The sequence below is a fragment of the Corynebacterium evansiae genome (assembly GCF_027570065.1).
Lineage (GTDB): Bacteria > Actinomycetota > Actinomycetes > Mycobacteriales > Mycobacteriaceae > Corynebacterium > Corynebacterium evansiae.
Window position 1 is genome coordinate 265,647 of the sequence record NZ_JAKMUT010000003.1, and the last position, 15,953, is coordinate 281,599.

Annotated in this window: 11 protein-coding genes and 1 pseudogene; 9 read left to right on the top strand and 3 right to left on the bottom strand. The window is 61.6% G+C overall.

Annotated elements, in window-relative coordinates; genetic code table 11:
- Positions 1–14: 14 nt before the first annotated feature.
- From pth (L8V00_RS04825) to L8V00_RS04860, 8 genes are all read left to right on the top strand, one after another.
- Positions 15–596 (top strand): aminoacyl-tRNA hydrolase, encoded by a 582-nt coding sequence (gene pth / locus L8V00_RS04825; RefSeq protein WP_049049159.1) that lies wholly within the window; start codon positions 15–17, stop codon positions 594–596.
- Positions 596–1,330, top strand: a complete 735-nt coding sequence (pth, locus tag L8V00_RS04830) for an aminoacyl-tRNA hydrolase (RefSeq protein WP_269944352.1) — start codon at positions 596–598, stop codon at positions 1,328–1,330. Before pth (L8V00_RS04825) ends, pth (L8V00_RS04830) begins: the two co-directional genes overlap by 1 nt.
- A gap of 228 nt (positions 1,331–1,558) precedes the next feature.
- Positions 1,559–4,384, top strand: coding sequence for an acyltransferase family protein (locus L8V00_RS04835; protein WP_269944353.1), 2,826 nt, complete (start codon positions 1,559–1,561; stop codon positions 4,382–4,384).
- A gap of 27 nt (positions 4,385–4,411) precedes the next feature.
- The gene (locus L8V00_RS04840; protein ID WP_034985922.1) at positions 4,412–6,058 is read left to right on the top strand and encodes a peptide chain release factor 3; all 1,647 of its coding nucleotides are present in this window, start codon (positions 4,412–4,414) and stop codon (positions 6,056–6,058) included.
- 83 nt (positions 6,059–6,141) lie between these two features.
- Positions 6,142–8,568 carry an MMPL family transporter gene (locus tag L8V00_RS04845; RefSeq protein WP_269944354.1) on the top strand — a complete coding sequence of 809 codons (2,427 nt, stop codon included), beginning with the start codon at positions 6,142–6,144 and terminating at the stop codon, positions 8,566–8,568.
- Between the two features lie 26 nt (positions 8,569–8,594).
- The gene (locus tag L8V00_RS04850) at positions 8,595–9,257 is read left to right on the top strand and encodes a TetR/AcrR family transcriptional regulator (RefSeq protein ID WP_269944355.1); all 663 of its coding nucleotides are present in this window, start codon (positions 8,595–8,597) and stop codon (positions 9,255–9,257) included.
- Between the two features lie 126 nt (positions 9,258–9,383).
- On the top strand, positions 9,384–10,133 hold the full coding sequence (locus L8V00_RS04855; protein ID WP_269944356.1) for a TetR/AcrR family transcriptional regulator: 750 nt from the start codon (positions 9,384–9,386) through the stop codon (positions 10,131–10,133).
- Between the two features lie 61 nt (positions 10,134–10,194).
- A complete protein-coding gene (locus L8V00_RS04860; protein WP_035009475.1) occupies positions 10,195–10,914 on the top strand; it encodes a nicotinamide mononucleotide transporter family protein in 720 nt (239 codons plus the stop codon).
- 6 nt (positions 10,915–10,920) lie between these two features.
- Here L8V00_RS04860 and L8V00_RS04865 read toward each other — a convergent pair whose 3' ends face one another.
- Together L8V00_RS04865 and ppk2 are read right to left on the bottom strand one after the other, a co-directional pair.
- On the bottom strand, positions 10,921–12,000 hold the full coding sequence (locus L8V00_RS04865; RefSeq protein WP_269944357.1) for an enoyl-CoA hydratase/isomerase family protein: 1,080 nt from the start codon (positions 11,998–12,000) through the stop codon (positions 10,921–10,923).
- Positions 12,001–12,393: 393 nt separating this feature from the next.
- Positions 12,394–13,035 (bottom strand): annotated as a pseudogene (ppk2, locus tag L8V00_RS04870) (polyphosphate kinase 2); the annotation flags it as partial.
- A gap of 110 nt (positions 13,036–13,145) precedes the next feature.
- On the opposite strand from ppk2, the gene L8V00_RS04875 reads away from it, so the two are divergent.
- Positions 13,146–14,429, top strand: coding sequence for a glycosyltransferase 87 family protein (locus L8V00_RS04875; protein ID WP_269944359.1), 1,284 nt, complete (start codon positions 13,146–13,148; stop codon positions 14,427–14,429).
- Between the two features lie 39 nt (positions 14,430–14,468).
- On the opposite strand, the gene L8V00_RS04880 is transcribed toward L8V00_RS04875, so the two are convergent.
- Complete coding sequence (locus L8V00_RS04880; protein ID WP_269944360.1) at positions 14,469–15,950, bottom strand: L-serine ammonia-lyase; 1,482 nt, start codon at positions 15,948–15,950, stop codon at positions 14,469–14,471.
- Positions 15,951–15,953 lie beyond the last annotated feature (3 nt).

Genomic DNA, 15,953 nt, shown 5'->3' on the forward strand with positions numbered 1-15,953 from the left:
AGGGCTGGGAGACGGTGGCGTCACCAAACAAGAAACAACACACCAACAGCGACACGTGGCTGATCGTCGGCCTGGGCAACCCCGGCGATAAATACGCCAATACCAGGCACAACGTTGGACGAATGGTGATCGGCGAACTGCTGGATCGACAGGTACCGGCAGCCAGCCTGAATGCCCACAAGAAGACGAACACGGACATCGCCGAGGTGACTATCGCGGGGCGCAAGGTGGTGCTGGCGCAGCCGCGGACCTACATGAATGTGTCGGGCGGGCCGGTGCAGCAGCTGGCGGCGTTTTTCAAGATCCCGGCGGGTAACATCATCGTCGCCTACGACGACCTCGAGGGCGATCCGGGGGCGGTGAAGCTGCGGCAGTCCGGTGGCGACAAGGGGCATAACGGGTTGAAGTCCATTACGAAGTCCCTGGGCACGAAGGACTACTGGCGCCTTTCGTGCGGCATTGGACGGCCGCCCGGGCGCATGGATCCGGCGGCCTATGTGTTGAAGCCCTTCCCCAAGTCGGAGGCGGCGGATGTGGCGATCATGTGCGCTGACGCAGCCGACGAGGTTGAACGCACCCTCGGTGTGGGAAACTAGTGGCTGTGTCTTTCCTCCAATCTCTATTTTCCGTTTTCCGAAAGAACCCCGCGTCGCAGGGGCCGGCAGCTAATAGTGCTGATGCTAGGCCAGCTAAGCCTGCGAAGCGTGCCAAGCTTACCGTCGGGGAACTGCAAGAATTCGCCCCTGAATGGATTGTGATCGGCCTGGGCAATCCTGGTGCCAAGTACGCGGAAACGCGCCATAATATCGGCTATTGGCCGATTGATCGTCTGGTTGAGCGCTATGGGGTTCAGTGGCTACCGGTGGAGGGTCAGAAGGCTCACGCAGCGTTGATCACGGTGGAGGAAACTCCCGTGGTGCTGCTCCGCTCCACGACGTACATGAACAATTCCGGTGAGGCGGTGGGGCCGCTGGCTTCTGCTTTGAGCCTGCCGGCGGAGCGGGTCATTGTCTGCCACGACGAGCTGGACATCGCCACTGGCCAGGTGCGCATCAAGGATAAAGGTGGCGAGGGTGGCCACAATGGGCTGCGTTCAATGACTGCAGAGCTGGGCACCCAGCACTACGTGCGCGTCCGCATGGGCATCGGCCGCCCGCCTAAGGGCACATCTGTGATTGATTTCGTTTTGAGCCCGTTCGAGGATGCAGACATCGACCCGGAGAGCGGGTGGATGGAGAACACGCTTCAAGATTCGGTGGACTCAGTGACGCTCATCGTGAACAATGGCACAGACATTGCGCGAAACGATATCCACACACGCAAGCACTAATAAATGCTGCGGTGCAGGTAGCGCGCAGTAACGAGAATACTCGCGGGTTTTCGAGCTTCCTAGCGTTAGTATTGATGAATCAATGCACTCGATATTGCCTTTGGGAGATGCAAAGTGAAGCAGGTTTTTGGACTACTGCGCGCTGTTCGTAACGCACGAACGGGTTCAGCGAAGTCGTCTCCCGACCAGCAGAAACGCCAGAAATCTGGTGCGCCTTCCGGGCCTTCTGTGCCTTCTAAGCCGTCTGCGAATTCCGAACCGTCAGCGGCCTCCAAACCGTCTGCGGCTTCCAAACCTTCCGAGGCGAAGAAGGCGGCTCCTGCGAAGGCGGAACCAAAGGAGGTAGCTCCGGCGAAGCCCGCGCAGCCGCCGATCAAGCTCTCCGCAGTCGGCGCCCCCAAGGCTCCCTCCGCTCCGAAGCCACCAAAGGCTTCCGCTTCTCAGAGGCAGGAGCCGCCGAAGGCAACCGCAGCCTCGCAGGATCCCAAGAAATCCACTACGACTGCGAAGGCCCCTAAAACAGACAAAAACAAGAAGCAGACAAGCACTAGCCCCAAGCAGGCTGCTACTGCCCGGCCAGCTGCGGCTGCTCCGGCCATCAAACTCGGTAGCGTAGGTGCGCCGCCTGCCCCGGGGGCTACCCCTGGCACGACGCGAAAGACCCCGGCTGCCAAGGAGGCGGCCGCCGCGAAGCCTGCTCCCAAACAGGAGCCCAAACAGGAGCCCAAGCAAGCGGCGAAGTCACCCGCAGCGAAGCCTGCACCCAAGGAGGCCGCGAAGACGGCGCCCAAGCAGGTCGCCAAGCCCGCTCCCAAGCAGGCGCCTGCAGCAAAGGCCACGCCACCCGCGAAGCCGAAAGCGGAGCAAAAGCCGGTACCCGCGCCAGCTGCAAAGCAGGCGCCCAAGCCAGCCGCGAAGGCGGAGCCGAAGCCGGTGCCGCCAGCCGCGAAGACGGAGCCGAAGCCGGTACCGCCAGCGGCGGAAAAGTCGGCGTCACAACCAAAGAATCTGCCCGAACCAAAGCAGGTGGCAACGGCACAACCTGCACCACAGCAGCACCCCGCACCACAGCAGCACCCTGCGCCACAGCAGCACCCTGCGCCACAGCAGAACAACGTTCCGGAAGCGCTGGCGATCCCGCCCGAGAACAAGACGGTTAAGAAGGATCGCCGTGCGCGCCTGCGCCAGGTGAAGGGACTAGATGGCCTGCGTGGCCTCGCCGTGCTCGCCGTGGTGATCTACCACTTCTTCGGCGATATTCTGCCCGGTGGCTACCTGGGCGTGGACCTGTTTTTCGTCCTATCGGGCTTCCTGATCACCTCGCTGCTGGTGCGCGAGTACCGGGTAAACAACACGATCAGCCTGAAAGACTTCTGGATCAGGCGTTTCCGCCGTATCCTCCCCGCCGCGCTGGTCACGCTGTTTATCGTCACCGCAATCGTCACCGCCATAGGTGGGGACATCGCCGTGGGCATCCGCGAGCAATTCCTGGGCACGCTGTTCTTCGTCAACAACTGGACGCAGATCGCCACCTCCCAGTCGTACTTTGCGGAAAACGAGGTCCAGGTTTTCGCCCACTACTGGTCGCTGGCGGTCGAAGAGCAGTTCTACATCATCTGGCCGCTGGTGACACTCGGAATTTTCGTGTTCACCCAGCGCCGGCTCCGCCGCAGTCCGCGCCGCGTCCCGATGCTGGTGACGGCGCTGCTGGCCGTGCTTTCCGCTGCGGCCATGGCGCTGCTTTTCACCCCCGGCGAGGATCCGACGCGCGTCTACTACGGTACGGATACGCACGCTTTCGGCCTGCTCATCGGCGCTTTCCTCTCGCTGGCTGTAACCTCCACGCGCAACGATCCACGAGTGGATTCCTGGCCGTCGGCAGGAAAGTTTGAGGCTCGCGTTGCCGGAGCCATCGGTGCCCTGGCGCTTGTCGGCTACGTCATCCAGCTGCTGTTTATGGGCGACGACCTGGCGGTGACCTACCAGGGTGGCCTGCTGCTAACCAGCGTGCTGGGCGTGCTGATGATCTGGGGCGTGATCCGCGAGACCGGCCCGCTGACGTGGATCTTCCGCACCAATGTCATGCGCTGGCTCGGCCAACGCTCGTTCTCGTTGTACCTGTGGCACTGGCCGGTCATCATGATTCTGCGTGCTCTTTTTGACGCCGACGGTCACATGGACCACAAGTGGATTCTCGGGCTGGCAGCGGTGCCGATCGCTCTGCTGATCTCCGAGATTTCCTACCAGCACGTGGAAAACCCCTTCCGCCGCCGCGGCTACAAGCAGACGTGGAAGGACTACTGGGCTTCCCGCCCGAGCTTCCACGAGATCAACGAGGGGTTCAAGAAGGTCGCGTGGCCTGTTGTGCCACTGCTCGTCGTAGCTTGCGTGGGCGGTGTGGTCTACGGCGTGGTGAACTCCAACGACAAGACCGAGCTGGAGCAGGAACTGGACCAACTGCAGCGCATGAACCAGGAAGCCAACAAGGGCAATGCCCCCGCCCCCGCTACTCCACCGCCGCCGAAGGAAGAGAAGGCCGCGGCCGTGCAGGGCAAGGACATCACCGCCGTGGGTGACTCCGTGATGCTGGCAGCCAGCGAAGCGCTGAACACCAACTACCCGGGCATCTACATCGATGCGGACGTTTCCCGCCACTACACCGCCGGTATGGACGTGCTGCGGCAGCTGAACGATTCCGGCAAGTTGCGCAAGAACATATTCCTCGGCTTCGGCACCAACGGCCCGGCCTTCCCGAACCAGTTGGAGGAGATGATCAACCTCATCGGCCCCGACCGCCAGATCTTCATGGCCATGCCTTACGGCGATCGTGAGTGGATGGCGCAGTCCCGCCAGGATGTGCTGGACGCAGCCAAGGCGCACGACAACGTCTACATCGCGGACTGGTGCGGCCATGCTCAGTCCCACCAGGATCTGTTGTTCGAGGATGGTGTGCACCCGATGCCCGAGGGCGCGCAGGAATACGCGAAATCCTTCGACGAGGCGCTGGCCCAGGCCGCGAACCACGAGAAGAAGACCACGACTACCTGCGCCTAATGCCCACCCGCTAGACTTGTGGGCATTATGAGTTCAACCGCATCCGAAGCCTCGCGCCGCCGCACATTCGCCGTCATCGCCCACCCGGATGCCGGTAAATCCACCCTCACCGAGGCGCTCGCGCTGCACGCCCACATGATCAAGGAGGCCGGCGCCGTACACGGCAAGGCCGGCCGCAAGTCCACCGTCTCCGACTGGATGGACATGGAAAAAGACCGTGGCATTTCCATCGCCTCCTCCGCGCTGCAGTTTGAGTACGCCCCGGAGGGTCACGACGGCGAGCCCTTCATGATCAACCTTGTCGATACGCCTGGCCACGCGGACTTTTCGGAGGATACCTACCGAGTTCTGTCCGCCGTGGATGCCGCGGTGATGCTCATTGATGGCGCGAAGGGCCTGGAGCCGCAGACGCTGAAGTTGTTCCGCGTGTGCAAGGCCCGCGGTCTGCCGATCGTGACCGTCGTGAACAAGTGGGACCGCCCGGGTCGCAGCCCGCTGGAGCTGGTGGACGAGATCGTCAACGAGATCCAGCTGCAGCCCACTCCCCTGTTCTGGCCGGTTGGCGAGGCCGGCGACTTCCGCGGGTTGGCGCGCATCAACGACGACGGAGAGGCCGAGGAGTACATCCACTTCCTTCGCACTGCCGGTGGTTCAACCATCGCACCGGAGGAGCACTACACCCCGGAGCAGGCCGCAGAGCGGGAAGAGGACGTGTGGGAAACCGCTGCCGAAGAGGTGGAGCTGCTGGCCGCCGACGGCGCGCTACACGACCAGGAGCTGTTCCTGGAGTGCACCACTTCCCCGCTGATCTTCGCCTCCGCGATGCTGAACTTCGGCGTGCACCAGATTCTGGATACCCTCTGCGCGTTGGCGCCCGCCCCAGCGGGCCGCGATTCCGACCCGAAGGTGCTCGAGGCCGCCGCTGGCGGAAACTCCGTCGCGGTGGACGAGCACCGCGACCCCACCGATGATTTTTCGGGCGTGGTGTTCAAGGTACAGGCCGGCATGGACCGCAATCACCGCGACTCCCTGGCTTTCATGCGAGTGGTTTCCGGCGTGTTCGAGCGTGGCATGCAGGTCACACACGCGCAGTCGGGCCGGTCTTTCTCCACGAAGTATGCGCTGACTGTCTTCGGTCGCACCCGCGCCACCGTGGAGGCCGCCTACCCCGGCGACATTGTGGGCCTGGTCAACGCTGGTTCGCTCGCCCCGGGAGACACGATCTACGCCGGCAAGAAGGTGCAGTTCCCGCCCATGCCGCAGTTCGCTCCGGAGCACTTCCGCACGCTGCGAGCCAAGTCCCTGGGCAAGTACAAGCAGTTCCGCAAGGCCCTCGAGCAGCTGGATTCCGAAGGTGTTGTGCAGATTCTGCGCAACGACGCTCGCGGTGACGCTAACCCGGTCATGGCCGCCGTCGGCCCCATGCAGTTCGAGGTTATGCAGGCCCGGATGGACGTTGAGTACAACGTGGAGACCGTGGCCGACCCCGTCCCTTACTCTGTCGCCCGTCGTACTGACGCCGAGTCCGCGCCGGTGCTGGCCAAGCAGCGAGGCGTGGAGATCTTCACCCGCACAGACGGGGAGCTGATTGCCCTATTCGGCGACAAGTGGAAGCTAGCCTTCGTGGAGAAGGAACACCCGGAGCTGACGATGGAGACGTTGGTCGCCGACTAGGCGGAGTAGCTATTCGTCGCGACCCTATCGAAATATTTGCACAACTCTTGCAACATTGCACTACTTGTGCAAATATCTTGTGCATGGCTAAATTCCTGTATCGAGTAGGCCGCTCCGCCTACCTCCACAAGTGGCGCTTCCTCGCCGTCTGGCTGATCGTGCTGATCGGCGTGGGCACCGCCTCCGCACTGTTAACCAAACCAACCTCGCAGTCCTTCACCATCCCTGGCCTGGAGTCCATCGAGACCCAGGACAGGATCAAAGAGGAATTCCCCAACGGCGAAGACGCTGATCAGCTAGAGGCCGCCACGGGCAAGCTCGTGATCCAAGCCCCTGAAGGTCAGACTCTTGCCAAGGGTGAGGCTGCACAATCGACCGAAGACATCCTTCAGGCGCTGCAAGAGCTTGATTTCCTGAAAGACAAAGAAAAGCTCGTCTCCCCCGTGCTGGCCAGCGAAAGCATGCACCAGCAAATGGCTCCCATGAAGCAGAAGCAGGGAATGCCGAAGGAGCAGATCGCCTCTGACATCGCTGCTCTGAGCCCGCTGAGCGCCGACCAGCGCACTGGCACCATCGAGGTTTCCTTCGATGCGGAAACTGCAGCAGACGTGCCCGCAGAGGACGTGCAGAAGTTCGAGGATGCAGTAAAGAACAACGAAGGCAACCTCAAGGTTGGATGGAGCGGTAACGCATTCCAGCAGCCGGAGATGAGCATGGCCTCCGAAGCCATCGGCCTGGCGGTCGCTGCCATCGTTCTGATCGTCACCTTCGGCAGCCTCGTGGCTGCAGGCCTGCCGCTGCTCTCCGCAGTGATTGGTGTGGGCACCGGCATCGGCATCGTCATGGCAGCCACCTCCGTCACGGACAGCATCAACTCCATGACCCCCACCCTGGCCTCCATGATCGGCCTGGCCGTGGGCATCGACTATGCGCTGTTTATCCTCTCCCGCTTCCGCAACGAGCTGGTCGCCCATGTGGATGGCCAGGATCTGGAACCGAAGGAACTACACCAGAAACTCAAGACGATTCCCGTCAAGGAACGCGCCCACCTGGCCGGCCTCGCAGTCGGCAAGGCCGGTTCCGCAGTTGTCTTCGCTGGCCTTACGGTCCTGATTGCACTGGCAGCACTGTCCATCATCAACATTCCGTTCCTCACCGCGATGGCCTTGGCCGCCGCCGGTACCGTTGCCATTGCCGTGATCGTCGCGATCACGCTTCTGCCCGCCATCATGGGCCTCATTGGCACGAAGGTCTTCGCAGGACGCGCGCCTTTCGTCAAGGCTCCGGACCCAGAGAACGAGAAGCCGACCATGGGGCTGAAGTGGGTGCGCATCATCCGCAAGAAGCCCGCCCTGTGGTTGGTAGGCTCTGCAGTGTTGTTGATTCTGCTGGCCATCCCCGCAATGAACCTGCGTCTGGCCATGCCCTCCGATGGTTCTATGGCCAAGGGCACCCCCGACCGTGTCGCCTACGAAATGACGGAGGAGGGCTTCGGAGCTGGCCGCAATGCCCCGATGGTCGCCCTCGTTGAATACCCCGACCTCAACGACAAGGAGAAGGCTGCCGCTACCCAGGAGGCCGTCGCGACCCTCCAGGGCACCGAAGGCGTGGAGAACGCCCAGGTAGTGCAGACCAACGGCGATCCGCGCAACCCAGCCGACCTGGGTACTGCGGCTCAGGTGATGATCACCCCGTCCTACGGCGCAACGGATGCCCGTGCCGCCGATGTCCTCGAGCAGATGCGTGACGAGGAAGCCGGATATACCGAAAAGACCGGGGCAACCTATGCCATCACCGGCGTCACCCCGATGTACGAGGACATTTCACAGCGCCTGTCGGACGTCCTCATCCCCTACATCGCCATCGTCCTCGTGTTGGCTTTCATCCTGCTGATGGTCGTCTTCCGTTCCATCTGGGTGCCACTGATCGCAGCACTGGGCTTCGGCCTGTCGGTGGCCGCCACGTTCGGCGTCACCGTCGCACTGTGGCAGGAGGGCTTCGGCGGCATCATCGACGACCCGCAGCCCATCATCTCCTTCTTGCCCATCATGCTGATCGGCATTGTCTTTGGCCTGGCCATGGACTACCAGGTCTTCCTTGTCACCCGAATGCGCGAGGGCTGGGCGCACGGCAAGACCGCCGGCAACGCCACCGCCAACGGCTTCAAGCACGGCGCGCGCGTGGTCACAGCAGCTGCACTGATTATGATCTCGGTCTTCGCCGCCTTCATGATGGCCGATGAGCCGTTTATTAAGGTAATGGGCTTTGCTTTGGCCGCCGCCGTATTCTTTGACGCCTTCATCGTCCGCATGACCTTTATCCCAGCAACGATGTTCCTTCTTGGCGAGCGCGCGTGGAAGTTCCCCAAGTGGCTAGCGAAGATCATTCCCGCTGTCGATGTCGAGGGCGAGAGCCTGGTGGGATTGAATGCTGACGGTAGCCGCACTCCGGATACCCCTACCGAATCAGGTGAGGCAAATCCGCGAGACGCACAGGCAGGAGTAAAGTAAGGCGTCACTAAAGAAAGGTTGTGAAAGTGAGCTACGAAGGCGGAAAAAGCGTAGAGGCCGCAACGCCGGGCCTACGGGATCGCAAAAAAGCCGAAACTCGTGAGCGCATCGCCTACGCCGCCGTTGACTTACTAATCAACGAGGGAGTCGAGAATGCTACTATCGCGAAGATCGCAGAAAAGGCTGATATTTCTCCGCGCACTTTTCACAACTATTTCCCTCATCGAGACGCCACTTTACTATTCACACTTAATCAATTCGTTGAGGAAATGGTTAGGGCGGTGAATACTGCACAACCCGGGCAACAATTGATATCGATTGCCGAGAATATCGCGGTGGACTTCTTTAACCGAACGACGGGCAGCCCAAACAGCATTCAAACCCTCTCCCGTCTTGCGGACCACTTACTCTCTATCCCCGCTCAAGCTCGTACAGAGCTTTTCACAGAGAACGAGGGCTTCCCCCGCAACGCCGTGGAGTTCTTCTCTCCGCTCGTAGAGGCTTTCCAGCGCTACAGCGAGCGCGAAGGTCAGGCGCTCAACACCGCCCACGCGCTATTGCTCATCAATTCGATCATGGTTGTGCCCACAGTTTTCGTGGAACTCAACGAGGGTGGGGAATGTGCGACGGAAAAGGAAATTCGAGGTGCTTTCCAACTACTAGCGGGAGGGCTTTCGCAGCTCGGCTAACACAGATGAGAAACAATTCAATACCCAACCTCTGTTTTGTGAATATCAGACTTGCTACGCTAATCTGCATCGTGCGATATCCATCAAATCGGATCATCTGGGCATAACGAAAGGTTTCTCACTCACATGTCATCGCGTTCGACGATCCCCGAGCCCTCCGCCTCCCGCCGCGAACAGAAGAAGGCCGAAACAAAGCAGAATCTCATCGATGCAGCTATTGAGCTGTTCATGGGCTATGGCCCGGAGGAAGCAACGGTCCAGGCCATCACTAAACGGGCGGGCGTATCCACCCGCACATTCCACAACTACTTCGAGCGCCGCGACGATGTCTTCGCCCACTACCTGCACGAAGTCTTCGAACACTTCGCACACCGCATCCGGGAGATTGCGGTGGATCACCCCACCGGTCGCATCGTAGACATCATGCGCGATGCCATGCGGATCTACTGCTTCCCACCGCAAGGCGATCAAGGAGGCTCGGCCAGCCAGACAGGCTCGACTGACTCGCCTGGATCGGCTGACTCTGCCGACTCTGCCGACATTTCCGAGCTAGTGGACCACGCCACCCCGGATATCCGCAAGTTCAAACCTCTGCTCGTCATGCTGGAAAACCCGCAGGATAAGGGCAGCAGTGAACGCCTGGACGTGGATCTGCCCACCCTCACGGCTCCAGGAACCAAGGCTTTGTGCGATATCGCCCCCTACCTCTCCCCCTTCGAGGCATTCCTGCTGCTGGATGTTTCCTTCAGCATCGCCATACGCGCCATGGAGGCATCTGTCGACGAGAGGCTAGCTGGCGGCCTCAGCCCCCAGGAGCTCTACGACCAGGCCTTCGACCTGCTGTCCCGCGTGGACCGCACCGAGGATGGCGAGTAGTCAAACGCCACCCCACCGAGAACCAAACCCGGTTTCCCTTGTCCAGACCCGATAAGGGAAGATGGGCACTGTGGAATCAGAGGGAATCTTTACAACGCTTCTCAACGCAACGCTGATCATCGGTGGCTACCCGATCCTCTGGCGCGAGATCATTGGCAATCTCTTCGGCCTAGCCTCCGCCATCGGCGGAATGAAGCGCGTGGTGTGGGCCTGGCCCGTGGGCATCGTCGGCAACATGCTGCTGTTCACGGTATTCCTGGGCGGGCTGTTCCACACCCCGCAGGATCTGGACCTCTACGGCCAGGCAGGCCGCCAGGTGATGTTCCTCATCGTCTCGCTGTACGGCTGGTATCAGTGGAGCCGCGCACGCACCGCCGGCATGCGCGAGCCTGATAACACTGACCCTTCCCGCTCCATCGTCAGCGAACCCGCCGCCGACAGCGCGGCAGTACAGCCCAGTTGGGCCAGCCCCAAGGAACGCATCGGCATGCTCGCCTTTGCGGTGATCGGCACCGTCGTCTTCGCCCTGATCTTCGACGCGCTAGGTTCGTGGGGGCCGTGGGCGGACGCCTGGATCTTCACCGGCTCCATCCTGGCCACGTTTGGCATGGCCCGCGGCTGGACCGAGTTCTGGCTGATCTGGATCGGCGTGGATATTGTCGGCGTACCCCTGCTGCTCGCCGCGGGCTACTACCCCTCCGCGGCGCTATACGTGGTCTACGGCGCGTTCGTGCTGTGGGGATTCTTCGTGTGGCTGCGGGTGCAACGTACAAGAGCTTAAAAGGTACTAGCCCAGCAGCGCCCGCCATTTCTCCACGTCCACGTCATCCGTGGAAGCCGGCTCGAACTGCGCGTTGTGATCCTTGTGTTCCAGCACTGCGCGCACTCCCTCGATGAAGTTCGCCCCCCGGCGCAGCTCACCACCGACCTTGAATTCCATATCCAACGCCTCGCGCAGCGTTGCACCCTCCGCGCGGCGGAAAAGCTCCACCGTGGCCACAAGACTCTCCGGGTTGGCACCCTTCAGGGAATCGGTCACCTTGGTTATAAACTGCGCCAATTCGGCGTCCGAAACAGAACCCTCATCCCGCACGATCCGAGCTTCGATGTCTGCCCAAGTACCTTCGGCGAAGGTCCGCTCGATCCACTCCGCGTGCTGCTGCAGCGTAGACGTGGGCTCCTCCAGCTTCTGCGGGTCGAGAGCGTTAGACCGCAGTGCCTCTGGAAGATCGCCCGAATGCAGGTCGGATTCGAAAGCATGCACATCGGCCACCAGGTTCGTGGCCAGGCCGGTGTACAACATGTCCGCAGGGCTTAGGCGCCAACCCGTGGCGGCGATAAAGAGCCCCACTGCGGGCGAGCAATCCAGGTGCGTCAGCCGGTAAGACATACCCACGTCGGGCACAAACCCGATCGCAGCCTCCGGCATTGCCCCCAGGGTGCGCGGGGTGACCACGCGGTGCGAGCCATGCATGGAAATACCCATGCCGCCGCCCATCACGATGCCTTCCAGCAGTGCGATAACAGGCTTGTTTACCCGCGACAGCCGCTCGTTGAGGTCGTACTCTTCCTCAAAGAAGGAGTCCCCGAAGCGGTACATGCGCTTCATGTCTCGCATCCGCACATAGCGCACGTCCCCGCCTGCACAGAAGGCCCGGTCGGAAGACGACTTAATCACGATGAACTGAATCCAGTCATCGTCGGCCCATTTGTCGACCGCCTCGCGGATTAGGCGGATCATCTCCACGTTTAAGGAATTCAGAGCCTTAGGGCGATTCAGCTCGATAACCCCGACGTGACCTGCGACGACAGTCGTTACTTCCGCATCCGGGTCGTACGTCGGGTGCTTCCTTCTCTTGTCTGCCATGTCACCATAATTACAGGAACGACAAGGAAGTGCAGCCTAATTTAAATCTAAGGTCTACTTAGATTTCTTGCCCTTCTTGGACTTCTTGCCCTTCTTCTTTTTGTCGCCCTTGTTCTTTTTGGACGCCGCAGCCTCCTTGCCCTCGGACTTCGACTCCTTCTTGGATTTCCCCTCGGACTCAGCTTCCTCGGCCTGCTTGGCTTCCTCGGCCTGCTTCTTCAACAGGTCCTTCTCCAGCAGCTTCGCCACGTCGGGCACGTAGCGGAACTGGGTGCGCGGCGGGCGCTCGTAGGTGGACTCAGATGCCGGGCGCTCCGGAATCTTCGGCACGTTCTTCTCCACGTACTCCCACGGGATCGTGTTCAACAGGTGGTTGATCACGTTGATGCGGGAGCGCTTCTTGTCCTCGGACTCCACGGTGTACCACGGGGCAGACGGGATGTCGGTGTGCACGAACATCTCATCCTTCGCGCGCGAGTAGTCCTCCCAGCGCGTGATGGACTGCAGGTCCATCGGGGACAGCTTCCACTGGCGCAGCGGGTCGGACTGGCGGGACTGGAAGCGGCGGATCTGCTCTTCGTCGGACACGGAGAACCAGTACTTGCGCAGGATGATGCCGTCCTCAACCAGCAGGCGCTCGAAGATCGGAGCCTGGTGCAGGAAGCGGCGGTATTCCTGGGTGGTGCAGAAGCCCATCACGCGCTCCACGCCGGCGCGGTTGTACCAAGAGCGGTCGAAGATGACGATCTCTCCGGCGGTGGGCAGCTTCTCGATGTAGCGCTGGAAGTACCACTGGCCCTTCTCGCGCGAGTTGGGGGCTGGCAGAGCCTCAATGCGGCAGACGCGCGGGCTGAGGTACTGGGTGATGCGCTTAATCGCGGACCCCTTGCCCGCCGCATCGCGCCCCTCCATCACGATGACGATGCGGGCTCCAGTTTCCACCACCCACTGCTGCATTTCGACGAGTTCCGCTTGGAGCCTTTTGAGCTCCTTTTCGTAGGCCTGTTTGTCCAGCTTGGGAAGTCTATTGCTCATTGTTCCAAGTTTAGTTCTTCGCGGTCCGAACACCTAATATTTTCTTAGCTTTTAGGCGTTCCCGAGCCTGGGCGCGAGCGACCTCACAGATAGTGCAATAATTAGCCCTTATGCAGACAAAGGAAGTCGCTTCGGCGCGATTGGAAAACTTCAGACATCTCAAGATCAACCTCCCGGTTAAGATCGCGTTGAGTGTGCTGCTGGTGCTTTCTGTCCTACCGAAGATCTTCAACACTCGCGGCTTCCACTACAACCTGGACCTGGACGTCTACCGGGTGGGAGCCCAGCGCGTTCTGGACGGCCAGGAGCTCTACAGCGGCCACTTCCACATCATCGGCGATACGTATCTGCCGTTTACGTACCCGCCGATTTCGGCCCTCTTGTTCACTCCCCTGGCGGTGATGCCCTATAACCTGGCCGCCGTTTTGCTGGTCTGCGCCACGGTAACTGTCACCTGGTGGGTGCTCGCCCACACCGTGCACGCGGCAGCGCGCCTGGATCGCCCCTCCGCAGGCTGGGTCGCGGTAATCCTCACCGCTGTGCTGATCCACTTAAGCCCCATCCACACCACCCTGGCCTATGGGCAGATCAACGTTTTGCTGATGGGTATGGTCTTCGTCGATGCGCTCGTCGTGCCTCGTCGCTACCGCGGCCTGCTCACGGGTGCTGCGGTTGCTATCAAATTGACGCCCGCAGTTTTCGGCCTGTGGTTCCTTCTGCGCAAGGACTGGGGTTCCATCCTGCGCATGGGCGTAGGCACGCTCGGCACTACAGCTTTGGCGTGGCTGATCCTGCCGCGGGATTCTCTAGAGTATTGGACGCACACGCTGCGCGAAACCGGGCGTATCGGCAACCACGAATACGCCCTGAACCAGAGCATCAACGGTCTGCTGTACCGCTTCGGCCTGCGTACGGATGATTCCTCCAGCTTGTTGTGGGTAGTCCTGGTGTGCGTTTCGCTGGCAGTCATCACCTTCGTCATGATCAAGCTGCTGGAGGCACAGGCGCCGGTCGTCGCGCTGTGCGTCAACTCGTTGTTTGCACTGCTGGCCAGCCCGATCTCCTGGAACCACCACTGGTCGTGGGCTCCGGTGCTGCTGGTGGCCCTGGCCTGCTACGCGATCGCGGACCCCACTTCCCCGCTGGCCACCCCGCGCTGGCTGTGGGTTGCCCTGGTTGCCTTGGGCTTTGCCGCCTTCGCCTTCGAACCCACCGCTTTCGTTCCCTTCCAGGAGCAGCGCGAGTTCGAGTGGAACGCCTGGCAGGCGCTCCTGGGTAACTCCTACCTGTGGTGGACAATCTTGGCCCTGTTAGTGATGACGGTTCGCCTCGCGCTTTACCACGGCAAGACTTCCGACAAGACCCCGGTCTCTGAGGCAAGCGCCGGAGCTTAAGAGGCTTAAGGGGGGTTTAGGGATTTAAGCCCCTTGCCTTTAGCACTCCGGCACGTTGACGGAGACGTTCGTCGCTAACCCGCCGCCGGCCGTTTCCTTGTACTTCTCGGACATGTCCCTGCCGGTCTGCCGCATGGTCTCAATGACTTCATCAAGGGTGACGTGATGGTCCCCGTCGCCGCGCATCGCCATCTTGGCGGCGTTGATGGCCTTGCCCGCACTGATGGCGTTTCTTTCGATGCACGGGATCTGCACCAATCCCCCAATGGGGTCACAGGTGAGCCCCAGCGAATGCTCCATCGCAATCTCCGCCGCGTTCGCCACCTGCCGCGGAGACCCTCCCAGCACCTCCGCCAGCCCGGCGGCGGCCATGGAGGCCGCAGAGCCGACCTCGCCCTGGCAGCCGACCTCCGCGCCGGAGATGCTGGCGCGCTCCTTGTACAACGAACCAACCGCGCCTGCGGCCAGCAGGAAGCGCCGGTTCACCTGGAAGGGGTCCTGCTTGCCGGCGGGCGTGAACTCGCGGGCGTAGAACATCACGGCGGGGATGATTCCCGCGGCGCCATTCGTCGGCGCGGTGACCACCCGCCCACCAGCTGCGTTCTCCTCGTTTACCGCCAAGGCCATCAGGTTCACCCAGTCCTCGGAGAACTCGGCAGTGCGGTGAGGGTCCTCCTCCATCAGCTGGTCGTACCAGCGCTTCGCGCGACGGCGAACCATCAAGGCTCCGGGCAGCACTCCGGCGAAGGTTACTCCGCGCTTGGCGCAATCCTGCATGGCCTGGGCGATGGCATCCAGGTTCGCATCGATCTGCTCGTCGGTGCGCAGCGACTGCTCGCAGCGCCGCTGCACCTCCCCCAGGCTAATGCCCGCGTGCTCCGCCAGGGAGATCAGCTTGTCACCGGACTCGAACAGCCACTGACCGCTGAGCTCGTCCAGGGTGGGGATTTCCTCCTCGGTACGGATGAAGCCACCGCCGATGGAGTAGAAAGTCTGCTTCAGCGGCTCGGATAGGCCGCTGACCACGAATGTCATAGCATTCGTGTGAATCGAACGGCGCACGGTCGGCCGCAGCACAATGTCTTCGAAACCGCAGGTGACGGGCAGGCTCTTATCGCCCGCCAGATAAATGGTGCGAGTCTGGCGGATCTCATCCAGCCGGGACTGCATGTAATCCGGATCGACCTGCGCCGGATCGGCGCCGTCCAGGCCCAGCAGGCAGGCTCCCAGCGTGCCGTGTCCAGCACCCGTAGCGGCTAGCGAGCCATACAGGACAACGCTGATGCTCAGCGGGTGTTCACCCTCATCGGGCAGGCTCACCACGTCGGCCAGCTTGTCGGAGCCCAGCGGGCGCAGCCCCTCCTCGGTTGCTGAGTCGGCGGTGCGGGGAGACGTGGCGTCATCCCCCAAAAATGCCTTGACCCGGCGCGCGAAGGACAGTCCCGCGCGCATCGGCCCGACGGTGTGCGAAGAAGACGGGCCGACGCCGATCTGGAAGAGGTCGAAAACGCTGACAGTCATAGT

Bases quoted from the DNA above. Each gene is read 5' to 3' on its own strand.
- L8V00_RS04840 (WP_034985922.1), top strand. From the start codon at position 4,412: ATGAGTTCAACCGCATCCGAAGCCTCGCGCCGCCGCACATTCGCCGTC.
- L8V00_RS04845 (WP_269944354.1), top strand. From the start codon at position 6,142: ATGGCTAAATTCCTGTATCGAGTAGGCCGCTCCGCCTACCTCCACAAG.
- L8V00_RS04855 (WP_269944356.1), top strand. From the start codon at position 9,384: ATGTCATCGCGTTCGACGATCCCCGAGCCCTCCGCCTCCCGCCGCGAA.
- L8V00_RS04860 (WP_035009475.1), top strand. From the start codon at position 10,195: ATGGGCACTGTGGAATCAGAGGGAATCTTTACAACGCTTCTCAACGCA.
- L8V00_RS04865 (WP_269944357.1), bottom strand. From the start codon at position 12,000: ATGGCAGACAAGAGAAGGAAGCACCCGACGTACGACCCGGATGCGGAA.
- L8V00_RS04875 (WP_269944359.1), top strand. From the start codon at position 13,146: ATGCAGACAAAGGAAGTCGCTTCGGCGCGATTGGAAAACTTCAGACAT.
- L8V00_RS04880 (WP_269944360.1), bottom strand. From the start codon at position 15,950: ATGACTGTCAGCGTTTTCGACCTCTTCCAGATCGGCGTCGGCCCGTCT.